Raw genomic sequence first — 22,385 nt, 5'->3', positions numbered from 1 at the left:
CCTGGCTACCCACTTCGGTGATCGCATGACACATGACTCCCACCTCTCCTTCGAGCCCGCCACCACCTCCTTCGACGTCGAGGATGTAGGCTGGAGAACCGCCGGGCGCGGCAATGCCCTTGCCACGGCCAACCAGAACCGGCTGCGGCTCGCCACTGAACTGCGCATGCTGCTCCAGCAAGCTCCCCGCCTGCGTCCGACTGTGCGCCAGGTATTGCAGACGCACATACAGGCCGACCCTGAAAGCTGCGGCCTCATGCATGGCGACAGCCAAGTCACGCTGCTGGGTTTCGCGGCCCGCCTTCTGGTCAGCCCATCATTCGCCAACGCTTTCAGCGCCTGGTCAACCTGGGGTTTTGCACAGACCTCCGAGTACCACCGCTGGAGCGGCGCAGACTGGATAACCCACCTGACCCCGTTGATCGGCACAGCCCACTTGCATGCCCAATCCAACTATTGGGAAGGGCGTATGCCTGGGCACGCCGTTTCGCGCCGGCAACAAGGCCAACGGCTACTGCACGAGCACTTCGTCCATAGCCTGGACCTTGCCTTTGCCCTCGAGCGCATAGGTGCGCAGGCATGGGACCATGGCCAGTTGGACGAAAACAGCCAGTACGCACTCGCAAGCTGGGACCATCCCGCCAACCATAGAAAAATTAGCAACCATGCCTTGCTGGTCAAGCCCAGAGCGGGCGAAACCCGCTGGCTGCTCTACAGGCCGGGTGCCAATAGCGCCATACGCGCGTTCCAGCATGAACCTGCGCTACTGGGCTGGTTGTTCGAGCATCGAAAGATAATCTGGCCAGACACTGAAACACTCCTCGCGGAGAACGCCGACCTTACCCTCATCAGCTTGCAAGACATAGGTGCCAACGGCTTCGCTCGAATGTTCGATAGCACACTGGCTGACCATCAAGGGTTGAGTATGAGACGCCTTGTTCAGGCCGGCCCCGAAGGTAGCACCGACCCTCTGGACTGGAGCGCGTTCGAGGCCTGGGAAGAAAAGCGTGCCGAGTGGATGCGAAAGGATCTGGCAAACGCTACCGAAGCTGAAATCAACCAGTTGATCCAGGCGGATGAGCATCTGGCAGCGCAAGAGGTGCATTTCGACTCGCTCGCCCCGCGCTTGCCGTTCGGCTGGCGCAGGCAACGAGTCGAGCGCCAGGAGGACCTCTTGGCCGGCTATCTGGACGGTGCGTCAACTCCCCAATCGGCCAAGCTTACCGAGCTCAGAACACTTCAATCGACGCTGGAACGCCAGCGTGTGGAACTTGCGCAGTTGTTCGACAAACTCCCGCCAACGCTCACCCCGCAGGTTTGGAGCGAGCGCCATGGCGACACCTCCCGGTTCAGTCACATCAGTCAGCATCTTGGCCAAGGGCTGCTCCTGGAGGCCCGACTGCAGCAGCGACTCGGCGAGTTGACCCAAGCCCAGTTGACCTGGACCCAATATGTCGTGGAACAGCCCGAGCCCAGTTATCTGCGCCCGGTTGAAACGAGCGCGCTGATGCTGACCCTGGGTGGTCGCAACTTTTATTTAACGGGTTACCTTACCCTCCAAGGCATACCCAGCGACCAGGAACAAACGCCAGAGACTTCGATATTGCTCTACAAGCCTGGAGAAGACGGGGGGCTCAAGGCGTTCGCCAACCCAGAGCAATTGTTCCAAGGCCTGCTCGACACACTTCAGGGAGCCTGGCCAGATGCCTTGCTCGACAGCACTTGGCCTCATGAGCCTGCCACCGTGCTGCAACTTCTCGAGACCAGCACGCCTGCGATATCACAGGTGCCCGTCGGCACACATTTTTTCGACTACTGCGTGCAAACCCTGCTCAGCGCATTGCACAGCGAGAACACGCCAGCCTCGGCGGCTCACCATGAAATATTCAGGCAGCGCCTGGGCATCAGCACGAACATGGCCAGGCTCCTGGCATTCGAGCGCCTTGCCGAAAGAAACCGCACCGCAGAGATTCACACCCAGCTAAGCCCGAAAGTCAGGCTCGATGCCTCGCAGGCAGCACGGTTGGCCAAGCAGCTCGAAGCACTGCGCCAAGCCATGTTTGCCACCCATCAGTTGATGAGCCGAGATCTGCCCGAGCGAGCCCGGTTCGCACGCGCGGCCATGCATAAGCGGGTTCGCCAGGATTTCAATCTGACTGAAGTGCCCAAGATCACGCTCAACATGGCCGACCACGTGTTCCAGGAGCGTGAACCCATACCCGGCTCTGGCCAGGGGCATGCCCAGAAGATCGTTTACCGCTTCAGTGAACAGCGCAGCGATATCACGCTGGAAACGTTCCTCTTATGGGCAGCGGATGACCATATGGCCATGCGCCTGACCAATGCGCATCTGCGGCTCACAGGCCCAGACGAAACGCCTGTACACATCGAAGGCCTTGATCTCACCTACATTGCCAACCTGGCCAAGGAGCTGGACCTGGCTGGCGCCTACGAACGCCTGATACTCCAGGCGTTCAAAGGGTTGGAAGGGGAGACTGACTGGGAGACCGCACGTCGCCAGGAACTGCTCCGTGCACCGTTCGAACACCGTCTGCGAATCATCGCCCTAGGCCAGCAAACACTCGATACACAAGGCCAAGCGCTCCTGGAGCGTTTCGCCCAGGAGCAACTTACGCTTGCCGCGGCGAGAACCGTCAAGCATCGATCGCTGGTCCTCCGGCCCGGCACGGCCCCAGACGGATCGCGCACGGATGTAGAGCTGTCTGGCGCATCCTTGTTGTACGCCGAAACAGGGCCCGTGCTGCTATTGCTACCCGATGCGCCCAACGGCAAGGTCGTCAGCCAGTACACCACCTCGCAATTGGCGATCGAGGCCCTGCAAACCATGGCGCTCGAACAAGACATGCGTACTTATCTGGCGGAACTGCCTGTGGATGGCAAGGCCTCCGACCACCTCGCCTACCTCAATGCTGCGCTGCTGGCCAAGGTGTCGGGCTTCATCGGCGTGGGCCTGGTACGCAACGAGTCCCTGCCACAGCTCCATGCCAGTCTTGAAATGGGCCGGCTCATCCGCCGTCACCGAACATCGTCGCGCAGCCAGAGCGACCTATACCTTGAAACCGAGGCCATGCTTCACGGCCAGATATATGACTACATCAAGCTCGCACTAGGCTTCGTTCCAGGCGTAGGTCTGGCCGTCGGCCTCTATGACGGATGGAGCGCCGCCAACGCAGCCGTTGCCGCCTTCATGCGCGGCGACCCACGCCAAGGCGTCGAGCACCTGAACAGCGTGTTCCTGTCACTGATCGATGCATTGTTCGATCTTTGGCCGATGGCCGCACCAACCAGCGGGGCAGCCCTGGCCCGCGCGCGGACCTTGCAGAGGCAGCGCCAGAGCGGGTTTCATGTCACCAGCCTCCCGCGCATGGAACACTCCAATCCGTTCACCGGCTATGCGATCGATGCGCCCTCCGGGCGCTGGAGCGATCATCCCCAGCCATGGGGCAGCGGGGTGCATCGGCATGTCGAGTCGGGGCAGGACTACATTGCCCACCAAGGCCAGCTCTACCCTGTCGAATGGGACGCTTCCCACCACACCTGGCGACTGAAAGGCAACGCCACCCGCTCCTACAAGCAACCTGTTCGGCTCAACGGGGAGGGTGTATGGCAAAGCCACGGCAGCGTCAGCGGGCGGATCGTCGATGCAGGTCTGGCTGGCGGCGGTGCTTACCTCAGCACCCTTTACAACCGGGGCCTTGAGACGGTGCGCGGCTACCTCAGGCCACGCCCGGCGATCCAGTCGCCGCGCGCCATCCTGACTGAAATGCATCGTACAAGGCAGCACTTCCATCGTACCTTGCCCGAGACGATGGAGAACTACAACCGAGTTCGCGGGGTGACCCGCGACGGTATCACCGGCAGCCGCGCAGATGCCGCCACCATAGATCGAGCCCTGACACGAGCCGTTGACCAGTTACTGGAGTTCGTGGATTTCAACGAGCGGAGCCTGGAGCGTTTGCAAACGCTGCGCAGACAGATCGACCGTCGGTCTTACCAGGCGATTGCCGACGAGTTCAAATATGACCTGCGCAAACAGCACAGCAAACTGATCAGCTTGCAACGGCAGCAAATGCAGAACTACTTCAGGGAATTGGCGCGTCTGGAGGGGCTGACAGACCAATTGACCGAAACCGCAGTAAAGGCCCATATGACGGCACTGAGGAATAATGCACAACAGTTGGTCCTGGTATTACAGAAGTTGGAAGCCGAATTCGTACGCTACGCCCGTGTTCGCAACCATTTGAGGGGGGCAGACCTTACGGCTTACGACCAGGACATCATGAAGCTCGAGATGCCGCTCAATCCTGCCGGTTATCAAATCGTACGTGTCTCTGCCCAGGTAGCGCTGTTGGTCAAGCCCGCGCCATTTAGCTACGAGAGCCTGCTGTTCCTGAGGCGTTTCAACCCACACGTCCGTGACCTGCGCACAAGCCTGTTCAGCCAGGGCGACCTGGACCTGACGGTCATGAGCCGATCACAGGAGCGCCGTGCACTGCACCAGTTCAAGGAACAGTATCAAAGCTTCATCAACCAGACTCGCATCTGGGAGGACACCTACGGCGACTTCATCGATACGGCTGCAGCGGCACAGGTGCGCGACGCACTGCAAGATCTGATCGCCAAGATCGAACAAGGACTCGGCACACCGGCCACCTCAGCCCGGCCTGCCAGTAACCGCGGACAAAGCCGGCCCCGTGTATTCGAGACGGATGACCATCAAGTGTTCATCGGTCACGAGCGGGTAGTGAATGGCGAGTCAGCCATGGAGGTCAGCCATAATTTGAACGGTCAGCCCCATGCCAGGTACACCCGAACCGAACAAGGCACATGGCGAGCTACCCACCACGACAGACGAATGCCGTCAGTACCGACCAAGGCACTGGAAACCGCAGCAAAGCGGCTGCTGAAGAACGTACCCGCACAACACGCCAAGCTACAACACTACCAAGTGTTGAACATGCGGCCCTTAGACCTGCAGAGCATGGCCGAAGGTTACGCCAGCAACTTGCGAAAGGGGGCTGACGACATGGTCCGCCAGATCGGCGAGGCGCTCTCTGAAGCCCAGTCGGCACTGGTCCAGCGCCTAAGGCAAGCCGCCGATGAACTGGATGCACTAGGGCTGCGACTGCGCCTGCAACAAACCAAAGCCACACAGCAGCCAACTGTAGATCACCTGACATACCTGGTGGACCAAAAGGCGGTAAAAGTCCGTTGGTCTCGTGAACTGGTACCAGCCAGAAGCAGCAAAGGCAAGCCACTCGAATACCTTGAGGAATACCGGGTCGACGATAGCATCACCGGCGAAGCCCTCTGGTACGTTCACTTTCACTTCGAACAGCGGCCTGTGCAAGGGTTCGCCCGGCTGAAGGCCGGCCATATCAAAGTGGCAAGCGAACGGAATCTGGGAGCCGGAAGCGGTGCATGGCGGGGCCCTGTGAGCGAGGCGCAAGCGAACCTGCTGTTCGAAGGCCTGCGCCCATCAGCACGTTGAAGGGCCTCACCGCCGGCCAATAGGCTTGTGTGACGAAAGGGCTGCAACGCAGCCCTGCTCGCCAACATTACAACTTGGCGATGGACACCTCGGTCGATTTGACGAAGGCGATCACCTCGCTGCCCACCTGCAGCTCCAGCTCACGCACGGAGCGGGTGGTGATCACCGAGGTGACGATACCGGATGCAGTCTGCACGTCGATTTCCGACAGCACCGGGCCTTCGAGTATTTCCTTCACGGTGCCTTTGAATTGGTTACGCACGTTGATCGCTTTGATGGTCATGGCTTTGATTCCTTCTCTATGGCTTCTGGGGTTCAGTGCGCCCAACGCAGTTGCGTGGGCAGAGGGGCTACAGGTTCCGGCTCGGGCGGCGTACCCGGGACGGACAGGACTCGGTTGAGGACTTCGCTCTCCAGCGCTGCCAGGCGGTGCGAGCCACGCGCCCTGGGCCTTGGCAGGTCGACGACCAGGTCCAGGCCGACGGCGCCGTCCTCGATCAGGATCACCCGGTCGGCCACAGCGACGGCTTCGTTGACGTCGTGGGTGACCAGCAGCACGGTGAAGCCGTGCTGGCGCCAGAGGCGCTCGATCAGTTGCTGCATCTCGATACGGGTCAGGGCATCCAGGGCGCCGAGCGGCTCGTCCAGCAGCAGCAGGCGCGGCTGGTGGATCAGCGCCCGGGCCAGGGCGACACGTTGTTTCTGGCCACCGGACAGCGCCGCCGGCCACTCGTTGGCGCGCTCGGCCAGGCCGACCGCCTCCAGGGCTTCCAGGGCCTGGGGGCGCCAGTTGCCGGACAACCCCAGGCCAACGTTGTCGATCACCTTCTTCCAGGGCAGCAGGCGTGCGTCCTGGAACATCAGGCGGGTGTCGTCGCGGGCCTCGGCCAAGGGCGCGGCCCCGGCCAGCAACTCACCGCCGCTGGGCTGGTCGAGCCCGGCCAGCAGGCGCAGCAAGGTGCTCTTGCCACAGCCACTGCGGCCGACGATGGCGACGAACTGGCCGGCCGGAATGTGCAGGTCGATGCCCCGCAGCACTTCGCGCTGGCCAAAGGTCTTGCGCAGGTCCTTGGCCGCCAGGGGGATACCGCGCAACAGGCGCGGCGGTTGTTCGTTGAGCACGGTCATGCGCCCTCCTTCTTCACCGCCTGGTAGGCGGGGTGCCAGCGCAGCCAGACACGCTCCAGGCCGCGGGCGGCCAGGTCGGCGAGCTTGCCGAGCACGGCGTACAGGACGATGGCCAGCACCACCACGTCGGTTTGCAGGAATTCACGGGCATTCATCGCCAGGTAGCCGATGCCGGCGTTGGCCGAGATCGTTTCGGCGACGATCAGGGTCAACCACATGAAGCCCAGGGCGAAGCGCACGCCCACCAGGATCGACGGCAGCGCGCCCGGCAGGATCACCTGGCGGAACAGGGCGAAGCCCGACAGGCCATAGCTGCGCGCCATCTCCACCAGCGCCGGGTCGACGTTGCGGATGCCGTGGTAGGTGTTGAGGTAGATGGGGAATAGCGTCCCCAGCGCCACCAGGAAGATCTTCGCCGACTCGTCGATGCCGAACCACAGGATCACCAGCGGAATCAGCGCCAGGTGCGGCACGTTGCGGATCATCTGCACCGAGCTGTCGAGCAGGCGTTCGCCCCACTTCGAGAGCCCAGTGATGAAGCCCAGCACCAGGCCGATGCTGCCGCCGATCAGGAAGCCCAGGGCCGCCCGCCAGCCGCTGATGGCCAGGTGGCTCCAGATCTCCCCGCTGCGTACCAGCTCGACGCCGGCGCCGAACACCGCGCTCGGTGCCGGCAGGATGCGGGTCGACAGCCAGCCACTGGCGACCGCCAGTTGCCACACCGCCAGCAGCGCCAGCGGCAAGGCCCAGGGCGCCAGGCGCTGCGGCCAGGTGGTGGAGGTTGTACGACTCATGGCCCGGCCCTCAGCTCTGTGCCACGGACTTGGGCAGGATGTCGTTGGCCACCATCTCGCCGAACGGGCTCACGTAGCCGCCGCTCTTGGCGATTTCCGGGCGCTGGACGTCCAGGTGCGGGAACAGCAACTCGGCGACCCGGTACGACTCCTCCAGGTGTGGATACCCCGAGAAGATGAAGGTGTCGATGCCAAGCTCGGCATACTCCTTGACCCGCGCCGCCACGGTCGGGCCATCGCCGACCAGGGCCGTGCCGGCACCGCCGCGCACCAGGCCGACACCGGCCCACAGGTTGGGGCTCACTTCCAGCTGGTCACGCTTGCCGTTGTGCAGGGCAGCCATGCGCTGCTGGCCCACGGAGTCGAAGCGCGCCAGCGAGGCCTGGGCACGGGCGATGGTATCGTCGTCCAGGTGCGAGATGAGTTTTTCGGCGGCAGCCCAGGCTTCTTCGTTGGTTTCGCGCACGATCACGTGCAGGCGGATGCCAAAGCGCACCTGGCGGCCTTGCGCGGCGGCCTTCTCCCGCACCTGGGCGATCTTCTCGGCCACCGCGGCCGGTGGCTCGCCCCAGGTCAGGTACAGCTCGACCTGCTCGGCAGCCAGGTCCTGCGCGGCGTCCGACGAGCCACCGAAGTACAGCGGCGGACGCGGTTGCTGGATCGGCGGGTAGAGCAGCTTGGCGCCCTTGACCTGGATGTGCTTGCCGTCGTAGTCGACCACTTCGCCTTCGAGCACCTTGCGCCAGATGCGGGTGAACTCCACCGACGCCTCGTAGCGCTCCTGGTGGTTCAGGTGCAGGCCGTCGCCGGCCAACTCGTCCGGGTCGCCACCGGTCACCAGGTTGAACAGCGCGCGGCCATTGGACAGGCGATCGAGGGTCGCCGCCTGGCGCGCCGCCACGGTCGGCGAAATGATGCCTGGGCGCAGGGCCACCAGGAACTTCAGGCGCTGGGTCACCGGGATCAGCGATGCCGCCACCAGCCAGGAGTCCTCGCAGGAACGGCCGGTGGGGATCAGCACCCCGCCGAAGCCCAGGCGATCGGCGGCCTGGGCGATCTGCTGCAGGTAGCCGTGGTCGACGGCGCGGGCGCCCTCGTTGGTTCCCAGGTACTTGCCGTCGCCATGGGTGGGAAGGAACCAGAAAATGTTAAGGCTCATTGGAGTTGTCTCCTCGAAGGGTGCGAACCGGGGCGGTGCCCCGGTACAGGCGAATCGTCAAGGCGCGGTGGCGACCTTGGCTGGCGGTGTCCAGATCACGTCCTTGATGCTCAAGGGCTTGGGAATCAGCTTCAGGGCCTGGAAGGTGTCGGCGATCTTCTGCTGGGCCGCCACCACCTCTGGGGTAAGTGGCGCCGCACCGTAGCCCTGGCGCTTGACCGATGTGAGGGTGATGTCGGCGGGCAGGCCGAGCAGCGGCGCCACCTGGTCGGTGACCTGCTGCGGGTTGGCCTGGGACCACTCGCCCACGGCACGCACCTCGTCGACCAGGGTGGCGATCACGCCCGGATGGGTGGTCGCGTACTGGCGGGTGGCCAAGTAGAACTGGTGGTTGTCGACCAGGTCTTTGCCGTCACGCAGGGTGCGCGCCTGCAGTTGCTGCTCGGCGGCGGCCTGGTACGGGTCCCAGATCACCCAGGCGTCGACGCTGCCGCGCTCGAAGGCGGCGCGGGCATCGGCCGGTGGCAGGTAGACCGGTTGGATATCGCTGTACTTCAGGCCCGCCTCTTCCAGGGCGCGCACCAGCAGGTAGTGGACGTTGGAGCCTTTGTTGAGGGCGACCTTCTTGCCCTTGAGCTGCGCCACCGACTGGATCGGCGAGCCCTTGGGCACGAGGATCGCCTCGCTGTGCGGCGCAGGCGGCTCATAGGCGACATAGAGCAGGTCGGCCCCAGCGGCCTGGGCGAACACCGGCGGCGTCTCGCCGGTGACGCCGAAGTCGATGGAGCCGACGTTCAGCCCTTCGAGCAACTGCGGGCCGCCGGGGAACTCGGTCCATTGCACCTGCACGCCCTGCTCTGCCAGGCGCTTCTCCAGCGTGCCCTTGGCCTTGAGCAGCACCAGGGTGCCGTATTTCTGGTAGCCGATGCGCAAGCTCTCGGCCTGTGCCTGGGTGATGGCGCCGAAGGACACAGCCGCCGCAAACAGGGCGACCAGACCTCGACGCAAGAAGACTGTGCGCATGGCGCTCTCCTGTGCGATGGGGTTCGGGTTGCACCTGCTTGCCCGTTGGCGGGCGAGTAAGGTGGGGAAAACGGTGAAGCGGTATACCAGCTCAGATGCTCCAGCGGGCACTGAGCAGGCGTTCGTTGAGCACGCCAGGAGCCACGGGCTTGGGCCGTCGGGCCAAGGCGCTGTGAAACAGTTCCAGCGAATCCTGCAGGCGCTCTTCCAGGGCTTCGCTCAGCCGCGCCGGCTGGCCGTGCTCGCCGTAGGCGACCTGGCTGTCGTCGGCGAAGATGCCCTGCAGCGTCTCCTGGGCCTTGAGCGCCGACAGCACCGGCTTGAGCGCGTAATCCACCGCCAGCATGTGGGCGATGCTGCCACCGGTGGCGATCGGCAGTACCACCTTGTGCTCCAGGGCGCGCTCGGGCAGCAGGTCGAGCAGGGTTTTCAAGGCTCCGGCGAAGGAGGCCTTGTACACCGGGGTGGCGACCACCAGGCCGTCGGCCTGGGCGACCAGCGCGTTGAAGTGCCGTACCTGCGGGCTGTCGAAGCGCGCATGCAGCAGGTCCTCGGCGGCGAACTCACGCACCTGGAAGGTCACCACCTCGACACCACGGTCCTGCAGCCATTGGCGTGAACGATCGAGAAGCACGCCGGAGCGTGAACGGGTACTGGGGCTACCGCCGAGAGAAACGACCAGCATGGAAGACGCGTCCTTGAATTCTGTTACATGGCCGCGGGGTTTGTGGGCCCCGCTGGATGAGGTGACATTAACAGCTCGCCATATATATCTAGAAATCATATTTTTTCATTTGTTTATTCCATTTTTTGTTTTGCCATTTGGGGCCGCAGAGCGGCCCCTGAGTCGAATCACCGTTCCCGGTTCATCCCGATCTCCATGTCATCGATCAACGCCTTGGCCATGGCGCTGAGGATCCGGGTGGCGCTGCCAGCGATCAGGTCGCCCTCCATTTCCGCTTCACAGGCCAGATGACGGATGCAGCCGAGCAATACGGAGAGTTCGCTGAAGGCCGTTTGGAATGGAATGCCGGGCTGGATGCGATACGTATCCAGGCAGGTCTGGACACCTGCCGTCTTCCAGGGGCTATCGGTCATCGCCTTGCTCCTGATATGGGCGGAGGTGGTTGTCGGCGGGAAAATCAGGAGAGTGCGGTGGATCGGGGACGATCTTCTTCATGGCAGAGACTCTTGTGCGATTTCAGGAAGTCACCACCATCGTCAATCTCACAAGACGAAGGGTGGCAGCCGTGTACGGGGTGAGATCCGGGGCACAAGAAACCCGGTCAGACCGAAGTCTGCCCGAACACGGCTGCCATAACAGGAAAGGCCGCTTGTAGCTCCGGGATCTCACCCCCGGTCGCCAAATATGACGACCCGGTGAAATTATCCCCGGGGCATTGCACCAACAATGCGGCGGTTTCCGGCAGGCACGTAGGATAGTTCGCTAATTACGATGAACTGAAGCAATTCGTTTCAGGATCGGAAATGTCCGACAAATTGGGGCAATGCATGTGGGGCCGCAGAGCGGCCCCAAGAACCATCGCTCCGATTCACCCACAAGATTGCGCCCATAAAAAAGGGCCGTCGAAACGGCCCGAAGATCCCTGCTATGGCTAAGAGCAATGCAACGAAGGATTCTCAACGATTGGGTTGCGGAGTCAGCCGCAGATAGGGTTTCACCGCCCGGTAGCCTTTCGGGAAGCGCTGCTTGATCTCGTCCTCGTCCTTCAACGACGGCACGATCACCACCTCGTCGCCATCCTGCCAGTTGGCCGGCGTGGCGACCTTGTGGTTGTCGGTCAGTTGCAACGAGTCGATCACCCGCAGGATCTCGTTGAAGTTGCGCCCGGTGCTGGCCGGGTAGGTGATCGTCAGGCGCACCTTCTTGTTCGGGTCGATGACGAACAGCGAACGTACGGTCAGGGTGTCGCTGGCATTGGGGTGGATCAGGTCGTACAGGTCGGAAACCTTGCGGTCGGCGTCGGCGATGATCGGGAAGTTGACCACGGTGTTCTGGGTCTCGTTGATGTCATCGATCCAGCGGGTATGCGACTCGACCGGGTCCACCGACAGGGCGATGGCCTTGACGCCGCGCTGGGCGAAGTCTTCCTTGAGCTTGGCGGTCAGGCCCAGTTCGGTGGTGCACACCGGGGTGAAGTCGGCCGGGTGGGAGAACAGTACGCCCCAGCTGTCGCCCAGCCATTCGTGGAAACGGATCTTGCCTGCGCTGGAATCCTGTTCGAAGTCGGGGGCGATGTCGCCGAGTTTGAGGCTCATGGTGGGGCTCCTGTGTCTGCGTTATGGGTTCAATGTGCCTGCATCCGATGCAAAACAAAAAGAATAAATATCGATTTGTTTATAACCAAATGTCATACAAAATCGCGATCACAAAAAAGCCTCGCACTAGGCGAGGCTTTTGTATGCAGCTACGACTTACATGAAGCTGTAAGTGTAGTTGACGATGAAGCGGGTCTGGTCCTTGTCGACCGGTGCTTCGCCCTCGCCACGGTAGACGCCGTGACGCAGGCTGGCACCCAGGCCCTTGAGGGTACCTTCCTGGATCACGTAGTCGATCCGCGCATCGCGTTCCCACTCATGGTAGGTACCGTTGCCGGAAGCGTTACGGATGTCGGTACCACGCAGGTAAGCGACCGACGCTTTCAGGCCAGGTACGCCGACACGGGCGAAGTCATAGCTGTACTGACCGAAGGTGGTGTTGGTACCCGCACGTGCGAACTGGTTGATCATGCTATCGGTGAACAGGTAGAAGCTGGCACCGCCAGCGCCTTCCAGGTTGCCGTTGCCATCTTCGACGTTGCCTTGGTTCAGCCAGACGAAACCGCCGTCATCGCTGACTTGCTGATGGCCGACCATCAACGCATGGCCACCCAGGGTATAGGTGAACATGGCAGACCAGGTCTTGTTGTCGACCTCGCCGGTGTTCTTGGCGTAACCACCGTTGTTGTTGAAGTTGTAGCCGCCGCCGTCGCCGTTCTTGCCGTCGCTGCTGCTGTCAAAGTAGCGCAGGTCGGTCTTGAACGACGAGTCGTCGGAGATCTTGAAGACGTGGGTCGCACCCAGGAAGTGCTGTTTGTAGAAGTCTTCGAGGTTCGAGTAGTAGTACTGCAGGGTCAGGTCTGGAGTGACTTTCCAGTCCACGCCACCGAAGCGGAACTTGTTGCTGTCAGCCGAGGCGCCAGCGACCGACAGGCCGGTACGGTTGCTCGAAGCACGACCCATGGCGTGGGTCAGCTGACCGGCATTGATGGTCAGGTTGTCGATTTCCTTCGAGGTGATGGTGCCACCTTCGAAGGTCTGCGGCAGCAGACGACCGTCGTTGGAGACCAGGATCGGCAGGTTCGGCGCCAGGGCGCTACCGAAGTGGGCCTCGGTCTTCGAGAAGCGCGCCTTGGCGTTACCACCGATGCGGGCCCAATTGTGGACGGCCGAACCGTCGGAGTCACTTGGGAAGAACGTGTTGTTGGCATCTGGACGGCTACCACGGCCACCATCCAGGTGAATGCCCCACAGCGCTTGAACATCAACGCCAAAACCTACGGTGCCTTCGGTAAAGCCAGACAGGTAGTCGAGCTTGAAGCCCTGGCCACTTTCTTTCTGGTCGGCACCGCCTTCGCGGTTGTCGTCGTTGAAGTACATGGTGCGCGAGCTCAGGGACAACTTGCTGTCCTCGATGAAACCGGCTGCGCTTGCTTGTTGGGCGAGAACCCCCAGTGCCACGGCCAGGGCCAGGCTGGACTTGTACATGTTTTGCTCCTCTACGTTCTAATTCTTGTGCGTCTCTGGCGGCGGGATCTTCTGCCCCGCTCACCCGGGATGGGCGATTTAGCACCAAAGAGTGGCCGTGAAGTCAATCGTTACCAATCATTTCACGACTTTGGTCTAAGACGCCGCCTGCGCTACAGGATAATGACAATCCTATAAATCCAAAATGACTGTTTTATGAATTACTAAGATTTTTAAGGAATAATCTAGGAACCTTTACTACCAAAAGTTGTATCGGCACCCAGCTACCATTCCTTTAGGTTATTTGCAAACGTTTGCCTATAACCGTCATCACCCTGCCGCAAAGCCCGGAAAGCCTAGCAGGCCTCTCTTGTTTCGCCATTGCGCAAGATCACGTCCCGTCAGCCTGCCGCCCCAGGCTTAAAGCGATTGGCTCCTAAGCTAATGCTAAAAAGTTATTTATTTTTAATTTCTTAGATCATTTAGCCTCTCGCCATCCATCACCCTGATTGCCTGACGAGGAGTCCTCCCATGATCCCGCACGCTCCGCTGCGCCTGTTCGCCGCCCTGACCCTGGCCGGCGCCAGCTGGTTCGCCCAGGCAGCCGACCTGACGGTGGCCTACCAGACCACCGTCGACCCCGCCAAGGTCGCCCAGGTCGATGGCACCTATGAAAAGGCCAGCCAGGCCAGCATCGACTGGCGCAAGTTCGACAACGGCGCCGACGTGATCACCGCCGTGGCCTCCGGCGACGTGCAGATCGGCTACCTGGGCTCCAGCCCGCTGGCCGCCGCGGCCACCCGCAAGCTGCCGGTGGAAACGTTCCTGATCGCCACGCAGATCGGCGCCGGCGAAGCCCTGGTCGCCCGCGATGGCATCAAGACGCCGCAGGACCTGGTCGGCAAGAAAGTCGCCGTGCCCTTCGTCTCCACCGGCCACTACAGCCTGCTGGCCGCCCTGAAGAACTGGAACATCGACCCGGCCAAGGTGCAGATCCTCAACCTGGCGCCACCGGCGATCATCGCCGCCTGGAAACGTGGCGACATCGACGCCACCTACGTCTGGGACCCTGCCCTGGGCGTGGCCAAGGAGAACGGCAAGGTGCTGATCACCTCTGGCGAGCTGGCCGAGAAAGGCGCACCGACCTTCGACGCCTGGATCGTGCGCAAGGACTTCGCCGCCAAGCACCCGGACATCGTCAAGTCGTTCGCCAAGGTGACCCTCGACGCCTACGCCGACTACGGCAAGGACCCACAGGCCTGGCTGGCCAACCCGGACAACGTCGCCAAGCTGGCCAAGCTTTCCGGCGCCAAGCCCGCCGATATCCCGGTGCTGCTGCAGGGCAACGTCTACCCCCTGGCCGCCGACCAGGCCAGCGCGCTCGGTGCACCGACCACCCAGGCGCTGACCGACACCGCCACCTTCCTCAAGCAGCAAGGCAAGGTCGAGGCGGTACTGCCGGACTACTCGCCCTACGTCAGCGCGCAATACCTCCCCAACTGATCCGGAGCCTGCCATGGCCTTGCTCGAACTGGAGCGCATCAGCGCACAGTACCCCGGCGCCACCACCCCGGTGCTGGCCGATATCAACCTGAACCTCGGCCCCCGCCAACTGCTGGTAGCCCTGGGCCCCTCCGGCAGCGGCAAGACCTCGCTGCTCAACCTGATCGCCGGGTTCGTCGCCCCCAGCGGTGGGCGCATCACCCTCGATGGCGCGCCGGTGCAGGGCCCGGGCGCCGAGCGCGGCGTGGTGTTCCAGGACGACGCCTTGCTGCCCTGGCAGGACGTGCTGAGCAACGTCGCCTTTGGCCTGGAACTCGCTGGAGTGCCCCGCGCCGAGCGCGAGGCCAAGGCCCGCGAAATGCTCGCCCTGGTCGACCTCGCCGGCTTCGGCGAGCGGCGCATCTGGCAACTCTCCGGCGGCCAGAAACAGCGCGTGGGCCTGGCCCGAGCGCTGGCGGCCGACCCTCGGGTGCTGTTGATGGACGAACCCTTCGGCGCCCTCGACGCCTTCACCCGCGAACAGATGCAGGAGCTGTTGCTGCAAGTCTGGCAACGCACCGCCAAGCCGGTGTTCCTGATCACCCACGACATCGAGGAAGCCGTGTTCCTCGCCAGCGAACTGGTGTTGCTGGCGCCCAACCCGGGGCGCGTGGTCGAGCGCCTGCAGCTGGACTTCGGCCAGCGCTACGCCGCCGGTGAGCCGGCGCGGGCGATCAAGTCCCACCCACGCTTCATCGAGACCCGCGAGCACGTACTGGCGCGGGTGTTCTCCCAACGCGAAGCCGCCCGTCGGCAGGAGTCCGCATGAGCAGCCTGGACCTGCCGGTCGCCGCCAAGCGCAACGCCCGGCCACACCCCTCCGCCAAGGCACGCCGCGCGCTGCCGACCCGCTGGATCAGCGCCCTGACCCTGGCCACCTTGCTGCTGGCCTGGTGGCTGGTGACCGCGGCCGGCTGGATCGAGCCGCTGTTCCTGCCCTCGCCCGCCGACATCCTGGCCAAGGCCTGGACACTGCTGAGCCAGGGCTACATGGACGCCAGCCTCTGGCAACACCTGGGCGCCAGCCTCGGGCGCATCGGCCTGGCCCTGGGCGCCGCGGTGCTCAGCGCCATCCCGGTCGGCCTCGCCATCGGCCATAACCGTGTGGCCCGCGGCATCCTCGACCCGCTGATCGAGTTCTACCGGCCGATCCCTCCGCTGGCCTACCTGCCGCTGATCGTGATCTGGTGCGGCATCGGCGAGCTGTCGAAGGTGCTGCTGATCTACCTGGCGATCTTCGCCCCAATCGCCATCGCCACGGCCACCGGCGTGCGCACCGTCGATCCGGCCAGGCTGCGCGCGGCGCAGTCCCTGGGCGCCAGCAAGGCCCAGCTGATCCGCCACGTGATCCTGCCCAGCGCCCTGCCCGACATCCTCACCGGCATCCGCATCGGCCTGGGTGTCGGCTGGTCGACCCTGGTGGCCGCCGAGCTCATCGCCGCCACCAGCGGCCTGGGCTTCATGGTGCAGTCGGCGGCGCAGTTCCTGGTCACCGACGTGGTGGTGCTGGGGATCCTGCTGATCGCCCTGATCGCCTTCGCCCTGGAGATGGGCCTGCGCGCCCTGCAACGCAAGCTGGTGCCCTGGCACGGGCAGAGCCACTGATGACACTGACCACGCCGGCACCCCGGCGCCTAGGAAAGCAACCGACATGAGCCTGATCGTCACCCCCCTCAGCCCGGCGCTCGGCGCCCAGATCAGCGGCGTGGACCTCACCCGCGACATCAGCGCCGAACAGCGCGATGCCATCGAGCAGGCGTTGCTCGAACACCAGGTACTGTTCTTCCGCGACCAGCCGATCGAGCCGGTACAGCAGGCGAACTTCGCCGCGCGCTTCGGCGACCTGCACATCCACCCGATCTACCCCAACGTGCCGGACACCCCACAGGTGCTGGTCCTCGACACGGCGGTCACCGATGTACGCGACAATGCCGTGTGGCACACCGACGTCACCTTCCTGCCAACGCCGGCGCTGGGCGCGGTGCTCAGCGCCAAGCAGTTGCCAGCCTTTGGCGGAGACACCCTGTGGGCCAGCGGCATCGCCGCCTTCGAAGCGCTGTCGGCGCCATTGCAGGCGCTGCTCGACGGCCTGACCGCCACGCATGACTTCACCAAGTCGTTCCCCCTGGAGCGCTTCGGCACCACCCCCGAAGACCTGGCACGCTGGGAGGCGACCCGGCGCAACAACCCACCGTTGTCGCACCCGGTGGTGCGCACCCACCCGGTGAGCGGGCGCAAGGCGCTGTTCGTCAACGAAGGGTTCACTACACGGATCAACGAATTGAACGAGCATGAGAGCGAGGCGCTGCTCAAGCTGCTGTTCGCCCATGCCACACGGCCGGAGTTCAGCATTCGCTGGAGATGGCAGGAGCATGACGTGGCGTTCTGGGACAACCGTGTGACCCAGCATTACGCGGTGGACGACTACCGGCCGCAGCGGCGGGTGATGCACCGGGCGACCATTCTTGGGGATGTGCCGTTCTGAAGGGCCTCGTGTCGCGAAGGGGCCGCAAAGCGGCCCCAGCGATCTACCGGACCAGGTGCAGGAACTGCATGTGCCGCTCGTACTGGTCGAGGATGTCGTTGATGATCTGCTCCTTGCTGTAGCCCACCAGGTCGTAGTTCTGGCTGCCCTCGGACAGATGCACCTCGGCGCGGTAGTAACGGCGATTCCTCAACTCTTGGGTCCCCAGCCCACCGAGGGCGAACGATGGGGTGAAGTACCCGCGCATCTGCACCTGGTAGATGAACGGCTGTTCCTCGCCATGGCCGATCTTCAGGCTGACGTTGTCATGGCTCGGATCGTCCTGGGTGATCAACGCCAGCCCCTTCTGCTCGAACACCTCGGTCACCTCGGCGATGGCCGGGCGCACCACGTCATCCATGAAGCGATACACCTCGTCCCGCGATGGGAAGTGCACCGCCTGGCTCAGGCGCTGGCGCCAGCCGCCGCGACCACGGCGTGACTGGGCGAACGGTGCCAGCGAATGCATCTGCGCGATCTGCCGCTGGGACTCCAGGTAGAACGCCTTGTGCAACCCCCACATCATGCACAGCAGGATCAGCGAGAACGGCAGCGAGGTCAGCACCACCGCGGACTTGAGCGAGTCGATGCTGCCGGCGAACAGCAGCCCACTGGTGACCAATGCGGTCATCGCCCCCCAGAAGATGCGCAGCCAGTTCGGCCCGTCTTCGTCGGCGTTGCCGCCCTTGGCCGACAGGGTCGAGAGCACCACGGTGCCGGAGTCGGCCGAGGTGACGAAGAACACGAAGCTGATGAACACCGTCACCGCGATCACCGTCTTGCTCCACGGGTAGGTTTCCAGCAGCAGGTACAGGCTCATGGGCGGGTTGTCCAAGGCCGACTGGGCCAGCGCGGTCATGCCGTGTTCGAGCACCTGATTGATGGCGCTGTTGCCGAAGATCGACATCCACGCCAGGGTGAACCCCAGCGGGATCAGCAGCACGCCGAAGACGAACTCACGGATCGTGCGGCCCCGGGAAATCCGTGCGATGAACAGCCCGACGAAGGGCGCCCAGGCGATCCACCAGGCCCAGTAGAACACCGTCCAGCCGCCCAGCCAGTCTCGGTTCTCGCCGTAGGCATAGACATCGAAGCTCTTGCGCGGCAAGGCGCCAAGGTAGTCGCCCAGGTTCTGGATCAGGGTGTTGAACAGGTGCTGGGTAGGTCCGGCGAACAGCACGAACAACAGCAGAGCGCAGGCCAGGAACAAGTTGATGTCGCTCATCACCCGCACGCCCTTCTCCACCCCGGCGACCGCCACGGCGACGGCCGCGCCCATCATCAGCACGATGAGGATCACCTGCACCCACTGGCTGTGGTCGATGCCGAACAGGTAGTCCAGGCCTGCGTTCAGGTGCAGCACGCCAAAGCCCATGTCGGCGCCCAGGCCGAACACCGTGGCGATGATGCCGAAGCCGTCCACCGCGTAGCCGATCGGCCCGTTGATGCGCTTGCCGATCAACGGGTACAGCGCCGAGCGCAGCGCCAGCGGCAGGTTGTGGCGGTAGGCGAAATAGGCCAGGGCCATGCCGACGAAGGCGAACACACCCCAACCATGCAGGCCCCAGTGCAGGAACAGCAACTGCATCGCCTGGCGCCCGGCCTCCACCGTACCTGCCTCGCCCTGGGGGGGCTGGAGCATGTGGGTCAGGGGTTCGGAGACGCAGAAGAAGAACAGGGTGATGCTGATGCCGGCGGCGAACAGCATGCCGGCCCAGGACAGGTAGCTGAACTCGGGTTCGTCGTGGTCGGCACCGAGCTTGATCTTGCCGTAGCCAGACAAGGCGGTGACCACCACGAAGACCAGGTACAGGGTCATGGCCAGCATGTAGTACCAGCCGACCGTGTTGGCCGCCCAGTTCTGTGCCGCCAGCAACCACTTGCCCGCCGCCTGCGGGTTGGCGATGACCACCAGGCCGAAGATGAGGATGAAGCTTGCCGCGAAATAGAACACCGGCGGGTTCATGCGGATCTTGCCGTTGGCAAGGGATGGCGTCGGTGCAGTCATTGAACGTGCACCTCGTCGAAGGACGTAAGGTTCGGATTGAACGGGTTCAGCAAAGGGAATCCTCCTGTTGAACACCGGCAATGGACCAGCGTTTAATTTGAACAAGCGTTCAAGTTAAACATGGATCGGCGTTCAATGCGACCCGGGGTCGCGGTTCGGCCGACCATCGAACCTTTCACGGCGCGGGTAGTTGGGGCCGCTTCGCGCCCCATCGCCGGCAAGCCGGCTCCCACAGAATGGACTGCCCCCGTCATCCCAAGCGCCAGGCCTACTTCTGCCCCTCGCATTCCAGCTGCAGGTTCGCCTGGGTGATGTTGCTCTCCGGCGGAACGCTGCGGGTCAGCCAGACGTTGCCGCCGATGGTCGAGCCCTTGCCGATGGTGATCCGCCCAAGGATGGTCGCCCCGGCATAGATCACCACATCGTCCTCGACGATCGGGTGGCGCGGCTCGCCCTTGTGCAGCATGCCGGTCTCGTCGGCCGGGAAGCGCTTGGCGCCCAGGGTCACCGCCTGGTAGATGCGTACCCGTTCACCGATGATCGCGGTCTCGCCGATCACCACGCCCGTGCCATGGTCGATGAAGAAGCTCGAGCCGATCTGCGCACCGGGGTGGATGTCGATACCGGTGGCCGAGTGGGCCAGCTCCGAACTGATCCGCGCCAGCAGCGGCAAGCCGGCCTGGTACAGGTGGTGGGCCAGGCGGTGGTGGATGACCGCCAGGATGCCCGGGTAGCACAGCAAGACCTCGTCGACGCTGCGCGCCGCCGGGTCGCCCTGGTAGGCGGCCAGTACATCGGTGTCGAGCAGCACGCGCAGGCCCGGCAGGGCGGCGGCGAAGTCCTGGATCAGGCGCAGGGCATGGGCATCCACGTCGACGATCTCGGCCTTGCCGTGGCGCGCCGCGTAGCGCAGCTCCAGACGGGCCTGGGCCAGCAACGCCGTGAGGGCGGCATCCAGGGTATGGCCGACATAGAAGTCCTCGCTTTCCTCACGCAGGTCCACCGGCCCCAGACGCATGGGAAACAGCGCCCCGCACAACTGCTCGAGGATCTGCCGCATGGCCTCGCGCGAAGGCAATTCCCGCCCGCCTTGCTCGCCGCTGCTGCGGCCGTTGCGGCTACGCCATTGCTCACGGGCGCTGCGCAAGCCGCTGACGATACCCTGCAGTTGCCAATGCCCAGTCGATGGATGTTCGCTCACGGTATTCTCCTGACCCGGCGGTTTTCTTGGTAATGGCTGCGCCGGTACGATCCACTCTACGGCAAATCCGTCCCTTGGAAAAAACAACGCTTTATTCCATCCTGCGCTAAGTCGGGCATAAGCAGCGCTGACAGACCAGGCATTCCTGACCTACCCTCAATGCTGTCGAACCTCTCGATAAAGAAATAAAAGAAATAACAAAATAAATTTTTATTATTTCAAGACCTATATAGCCCACCCCTATAGTCGCCACCCACTACTTTCCACAACAAGCGCGGGGCCCACACATGTCGACATTCGCCAAACCGCTTCTCACCGCCAGCCTGGCCATCCTGCTGGGCACCGGCCTGTTCAACCAGGCCTTCGCCGGCGAGCAACTCAAGACCATCCAGGAAAAAGGCAGCATCAGCATCGGCCTGGAGGGCACCTACCCGCCGTTCAGCTTCGTCGACGAGAACGGCAAGCTGGCCGGTTTCGAGGTGGAGTTGTCCGAGCTGCTGGCCAAGGAGCTGGGGGTCAAGGCCAGGATCCAGCCGACCAAGTGGGACGGTATCCTCGCGGCGTTGGAATCCAAGCGCCTGGACGTGGTGGTCAACCAGGTGACCATCTCCGAGGAGCGCAAGAAGAAATACGACTTCTCCGAGCCCTACACCATCTCCGGCATCCAGGCCCTGGTGCTGAAGAAGAAGGCCGAGCAATTGAATATCCACAAGGCCGCCGACCTGGCCGGCAAGAAGGTTGGCGTGGGCCTGGGCACCAACTACGAGCAATGGGTGAAGCAGGACGTGCCACAGGCCGACGTGCGCACCTACGAGGACGACCCGAGCAAGTTCGCCGACCTGCGCAACGGCCGCATCGACGCCATCCTGATCGACCGCCTGGCCGCCCTGGAATACGCCCAGAAGGCCAAGGACACCCAGCTCGCCGGCGAGGCGTTCTCGCGCCTGGAATCGGGCGTGGCCCTGCGCAAGGGCGAGCCGGAGCTGCTCGAGGCGATCAACAAGGCACTGGACAAGCTCAAGGCTGACGGCACCCTGGCCAAGTTGTCCGAGAAATACTTCGGTGCCGACGTCACTCAATGATCGCCGAAAGCCTGCAACTCGTCCTCGACTCCACGCCCTTCCTGCTCAAGGGCGCTGGCTACACGGTCGTCCTCAGCGTCGGCGGCATGTTCTTCGGCCTGATCCTGGGCTTTGCCCTGGCGCTGATGCGCCTGTCGAAGATCCTGCCGCTGGACTGGCTGGCCCGGGTGTACGTGTCGTTCTTCCGCGGCACGCCGTTGCTGGTGCAACTGTTCGTGATCTACTTCGGCATGCCGCAGATCGGTATCGAACTCGACCCGATACCGGCGTCGCTGATCGGCCTGTCGCTGAACATGGCGGCGTACATCTGCGAGATCCTGCGCGCGGCGATTTCCTCGATCGACCGTGGCCAGTGGGAGGCCGCCGCCAGTATCGGCATGACCCGCACCCAGGCCATGCGCCGGGCGATCCTGCCACAGGCCATGCGCACCGCCCTGCCGCCGCTGGGCAACAGCTTCATCTCCCTGGTCAAGGACACCGCCCTGGCGGCGACCATCCAGGTACCGGAGCTGTTCCGCCAGGCCCAACTGATCACCGCGCGGACCTTCGAGGTCTTCACCATGTACCTGGCCGTGGCCGTTATCTACTGGATACTGTGCAGCATCCTCGCGCACTTCCAGAACCGCATGGAAGCGCGGGTCAACCAGCATGACCGGGAGCACTGA

Annotated in this window: 18 protein-coding genes; 7 read left to right on the top strand and 11 right to left on the bottom strand. The window is 63.4% G+C overall.

Annotation, left to right across the window (positions count from 1 at the left end; genetic code table 11):
* The first annotated feature begins 25 nt into the window (after positions 1 to 25).
* Positions 26 to 5,512: a dermonecrotic toxin domain-containing protein gene (locus NJF35_RS03705; RefSeq protein ID WP_253090679.1), complete on the top strand. Its 5,487-nt coding sequence runs from the start codon at positions 26 to 28 to the stop codon at positions 5,510 to 5,512.
* A 67-nt stretch (positions 5,513 to 5,579) separates the two neighbouring features.
* Here NJF35_RS03705 and NJF35_RS03700 read toward each other — a convergent pair whose 3' ends face one another.
* The 9 genes from NJF35_RS03700 to NJF35_RS03660 form a co-directional block, all read right to left on the bottom strand.
* Positions 5,580 to 5,795 carry a molybdopterin-binding protein gene (locus NJF35_RS03700; RefSeq protein WP_003255829.1) on the bottom strand — a complete coding sequence of 72 codons (216 nt, stop codon included), beginning with the start codon at positions 5,793 to 5,795 and terminating at the stop codon, positions 5,580 to 5,582.
* A 32-nt stretch (positions 5,796 to 5,827) separates the two neighbouring features.
* Entirely contained in the window at positions 5,828 to 6,640 is an 813-nt protein-coding gene (ssuB, locus tag NJF35_RS03695; RefSeq protein ID WP_253090678.1) for an aliphatic sulfonates ABC transporter ATP-binding protein, read from the bottom strand.
* The gene (gene ssuC, locus NJF35_RS03690) at positions 6,637 to 7,434 is read right to left on the bottom strand and encodes an aliphatic sulfonate ABC transporter permease SsuC (protein ID WP_253090677.1); all 798 of its coding nucleotides are present in this window, start codon (positions 7,432 to 7,434) and stop codon (positions 6,637 to 6,639) included. Before ssuC ends, ssuB begins: the two co-directional genes overlap by 4 nt.
* A gap of 10 nt (positions 7,435 to 7,444) precedes the next feature.
* Positions 7,445 to 8,593, bottom strand: a complete 1,149-nt coding sequence (gene ssuD, locus NJF35_RS03685) for an FMNH2-dependent alkanesulfonate monooxygenase (protein WP_253080294.1) — start codon at positions 8,591 to 8,593, stop codon at positions 7,445 to 7,447.
* A gap of 57 nt (positions 8,594 to 8,650) precedes the next feature.
* Positions 8,651 to 9,616 (bottom strand): sulfonate ABC transporter substrate-binding protein, encoded by a 966-nt coding sequence (locus NJF35_RS03680; RefSeq protein WP_253080295.1) that lies wholly within the window; start codon positions 9,614 to 9,616, stop codon positions 8,651 to 8,653.
* A 91-nt stretch (positions 9,617 to 9,707) separates the two neighbouring features.
* Positions 9,708 to 10,301, bottom strand: a complete 594-nt coding sequence (gene ssuE, locus NJF35_RS03675) for an NADPH-dependent FMN reductase (RefSeq protein WP_225786651.1) — start codon at positions 10,299 to 10,301, stop codon at positions 9,708 to 9,710.
* 167 nt (positions 10,302 to 10,468) lie between these two features.
* Entirely contained in the window at positions 10,469 to 10,714 is a 246-nt protein-coding gene (locus tag NJF35_RS03670) for a DUF3077 domain-containing protein (protein WP_253080296.1), read from the bottom strand.
* Between the two features lie 543 nt (positions 10,715 to 11,257).
* Positions 11,258 to 11,896 (bottom strand): peroxiredoxin, encoded by a 639-nt coding sequence (locus NJF35_RS03665; RefSeq protein ID WP_225786653.1) that lies wholly within the window; start codon positions 11,894 to 11,896, stop codon positions 11,258 to 11,260.
* A gap of 156 nt (positions 11,897 to 12,052) precedes the next feature.
* Complete coding sequence (locus tag NJF35_RS03660) at positions 12,053 to 13,384, bottom strand: OprD family porin (RefSeq protein WP_225786654.1); 1,332 nt, start codon at positions 13,382 to 13,384, stop codon at positions 12,053 to 12,055.
* A gap of 510 nt (positions 13,385 to 13,894) precedes the next feature.
* Here NJF35_RS03660 and tauA point away from each other — a divergent pair.
* Genes tauA through tauD form a run of 4 tightly spaced genes read left to right on the top strand, consistent with a single transcriptional unit; the run spans position 13,895 to position 17,390 of the window.
* The gene (tauA, locus tag NJF35_RS03655; RefSeq protein WP_253080297.1) at positions 13,895 to 14,866 is read left to right on the top strand and encodes a taurine ABC transporter substrate-binding protein; all 972 of its coding nucleotides are present in this window, start codon (positions 13,895 to 13,897) and stop codon (positions 14,864 to 14,866) included.
* A gap of 13 nt (positions 14,867 to 14,879) precedes the next feature.
* Entirely contained in the window at positions 14,880 to 15,674 is a 795-nt protein-coding gene (gene tauB / locus NJF35_RS03650) for a taurine ABC transporter ATP-binding subunit (protein ID WP_225786656.1), read from the top strand.
* Positions 15,671 to 16,510, top strand: a complete 840-nt coding sequence (gene tauC / locus NJF35_RS03645) for a taurine ABC transporter permease TauC (protein ID WP_253080298.1) — start codon at positions 15,671 to 15,673, stop codon at positions 16,508 to 16,510. Before tauB ends, tauC begins: the two co-directional genes overlap by 4 nt.
* 46 nt (positions 16,511 to 16,556) lie before the next feature.
* The gene (gene tauD, locus NJF35_RS03640) at positions 16,557 to 17,390 is read left to right on the top strand and encodes a taurine dioxygenase (RefSeq protein WP_225786658.1); all 834 of its coding nucleotides are present in this window, start codon (positions 16,557 to 16,559) and stop codon (positions 17,388 to 17,390) included.
* A 43-nt stretch (positions 17,391 to 17,433) separates the two neighbouring features.
* Here tauD and betT read toward each other — a convergent pair whose 3' ends face one another.
* Both betT and epsC read right to left on the bottom strand, forming a co-directional pair.
* On the bottom strand, positions 17,434 to 19,395 hold the full coding sequence (gene betT, locus NJF35_RS03635; RefSeq protein WP_253090742.1) for a choline transporter BetT: 1,962 nt from the start codon (positions 19,393 to 19,395) through the stop codon (positions 17,434 to 17,436).
* A gap of 310 nt (positions 19,396 to 19,705) precedes the next feature.
* Positions 19,706 to 20,638, bottom strand: a complete 933-nt coding sequence (gene epsC, locus NJF35_RS03630; protein ID WP_225786659.1) for a serine O-acetyltransferase EpsC — start codon at positions 20,636 to 20,638, stop codon at positions 19,706 to 19,708.
* 287 nt (positions 20,639 to 20,925) lie between these two features.
* Between epsC and tcyJ the strand changes: the two genes are divergently transcribed.
* Both tcyJ and tcyL read left to right on the top strand, forming a co-directional pair.
* Positions 20,926 to 21,720, top strand: a complete 795-nt coding sequence (tcyJ, locus tag NJF35_RS03625; protein ID WP_225786660.1) for a cystine ABC transporter substrate-binding protein — start codon at positions 20,926 to 20,928, stop codon at positions 21,718 to 21,720.
* The gene (gene tcyL / locus NJF35_RS03620; RefSeq protein WP_225786661.1) at positions 21,717 to 22,385 is read left to right on the top strand and encodes a cystine ABC transporter permease; all 669 of its coding nucleotides are present in this window, start codon (positions 21,717 to 21,719) and stop codon (positions 22,383 to 22,385) included. The genes tcyJ and tcyL overlap by 4 nt, the downstream gene beginning before the upstream one ends.

The sequence above is a fragment of the Pseudomonas guariconensis genome, assembly GCF_024127895.1.
Lineage (GTDB): Bacteria > Pseudomonadota > Gammaproteobacteria > Pseudomonadales > Pseudomonadaceae > Aquipseudomonas > Aquipseudomonas guariconensis_B.
Note: the sequence above shows the minus strand (reverse complement) of the source record. Positions and strands in the feature narration are given on the sequence as shown.

Excerpts from the sequence above, each read along its gene's own strand:
- NJF35_RS03705 (WP_253090679.1), top strand. The coding sequence starts at position 26 with ATGACACATGACTCCCACCTCTCCTTCGAGCCCGCCACCACCTCCTTC.
- NJF35_RS03700 (WP_003255829.1), bottom strand. The coding sequence starts at position 5,795 with ATGACCATCAAAGCGATCAACGTGCGTAACCAATTCAAAGGCACCGTG.
- ssuB (WP_253090678.1), bottom strand. The coding sequence starts at position 6,640 with ATGACCGTGCTCAACGAACAACCGCCGCGCCTGTTGCGCGGTATCCCC.
- ssuC (WP_253090677.1), bottom strand. The coding sequence starts at position 7,434 with ATGAGTCGTACAACCTCCACCACCTGGCCGCAGCGCCTGGCGCCCTGG.
- ssuD (WP_253080294.1), bottom strand. The coding sequence starts at position 8,593 with ATGAGCCTTAACATTTTCTGGTTCCTTCCCACCCATGGCGACGGCAAG.
- NJF35_RS03680 (WP_253080295.1), bottom strand. The coding sequence starts at position 9,616 with ATGCGCACAGTCTTCTTGCGTCGAGGTCTGGTCGCCCTGTTTGCGGCG.
- ssuE (WP_225786651.1), bottom strand. The coding sequence starts at position 10,301 with ATGCTGGTCGTTTCTCTCGGCGGTAGCCCCAGTACCCGTTCACGCTCC.
- NJF35_RS03670 (WP_253080296.1), bottom strand. The coding sequence starts at position 10,714 with ATGACCGATAGCCCCTGGAAGACGGCAGGTGTCCAGACCTGCCTGGAT.
- NJF35_RS03665 (WP_225786653.1), bottom strand. The coding sequence starts at position 11,896 with ATGAGCCTCAAACTCGGCGACATCGCCCCCGACTTCGAACAGGATTCC.
- NJF35_RS03660 (WP_225786654.1), bottom strand. The coding sequence starts at position 13,384 with ATGTACAAGTCCAGCCTGGCCCTGGCCGTGGCACTGGGGGTTCTCGCC.
- tauA (WP_253080297.1), top strand. The coding sequence starts at position 13,895 with ATGATCCCGCACGCTCCGCTGCGCCTGTTCGCCGCCCTGACCCTGGCC.
- tauB (WP_225786656.1), top strand. The coding sequence starts at position 14,880 with ATGGCCTTGCTCGAACTGGAGCGCATCAGCGCACAGTACCCCGGCGCC.
- tauC (WP_253080298.1), top strand. The coding sequence starts at position 15,671 with ATGAGCAGCCTGGACCTGCCGGTCGCCGCCAAGCGCAACGCCCGGCCA.
- tauD (WP_225786658.1), top strand. The coding sequence starts at position 16,557 with ATGAGCCTGATCGTCACCCCCCTCAGCCCGGCGCTCGGCGCCCAGATC.
- betT (WP_253090742.1), bottom strand. The coding sequence starts at position 19,395 with ATGAACCCGCCGGTGTTCTATTTCGCGGCAAGCTTCATCCTCATCTTC.
- tcyJ (WP_225786660.1), top strand. The coding sequence starts at position 20,926 with ATGTCGACATTCGCCAAACCGCTTCTCACCGCCAGCCTGGCCATCCTG.
- tcyL (WP_225786661.1), top strand. The coding sequence starts at position 21,717 with ATGATCGCCGAAAGCCTGCAACTCGTCCTCGACTCCACGCCCTTCCTG.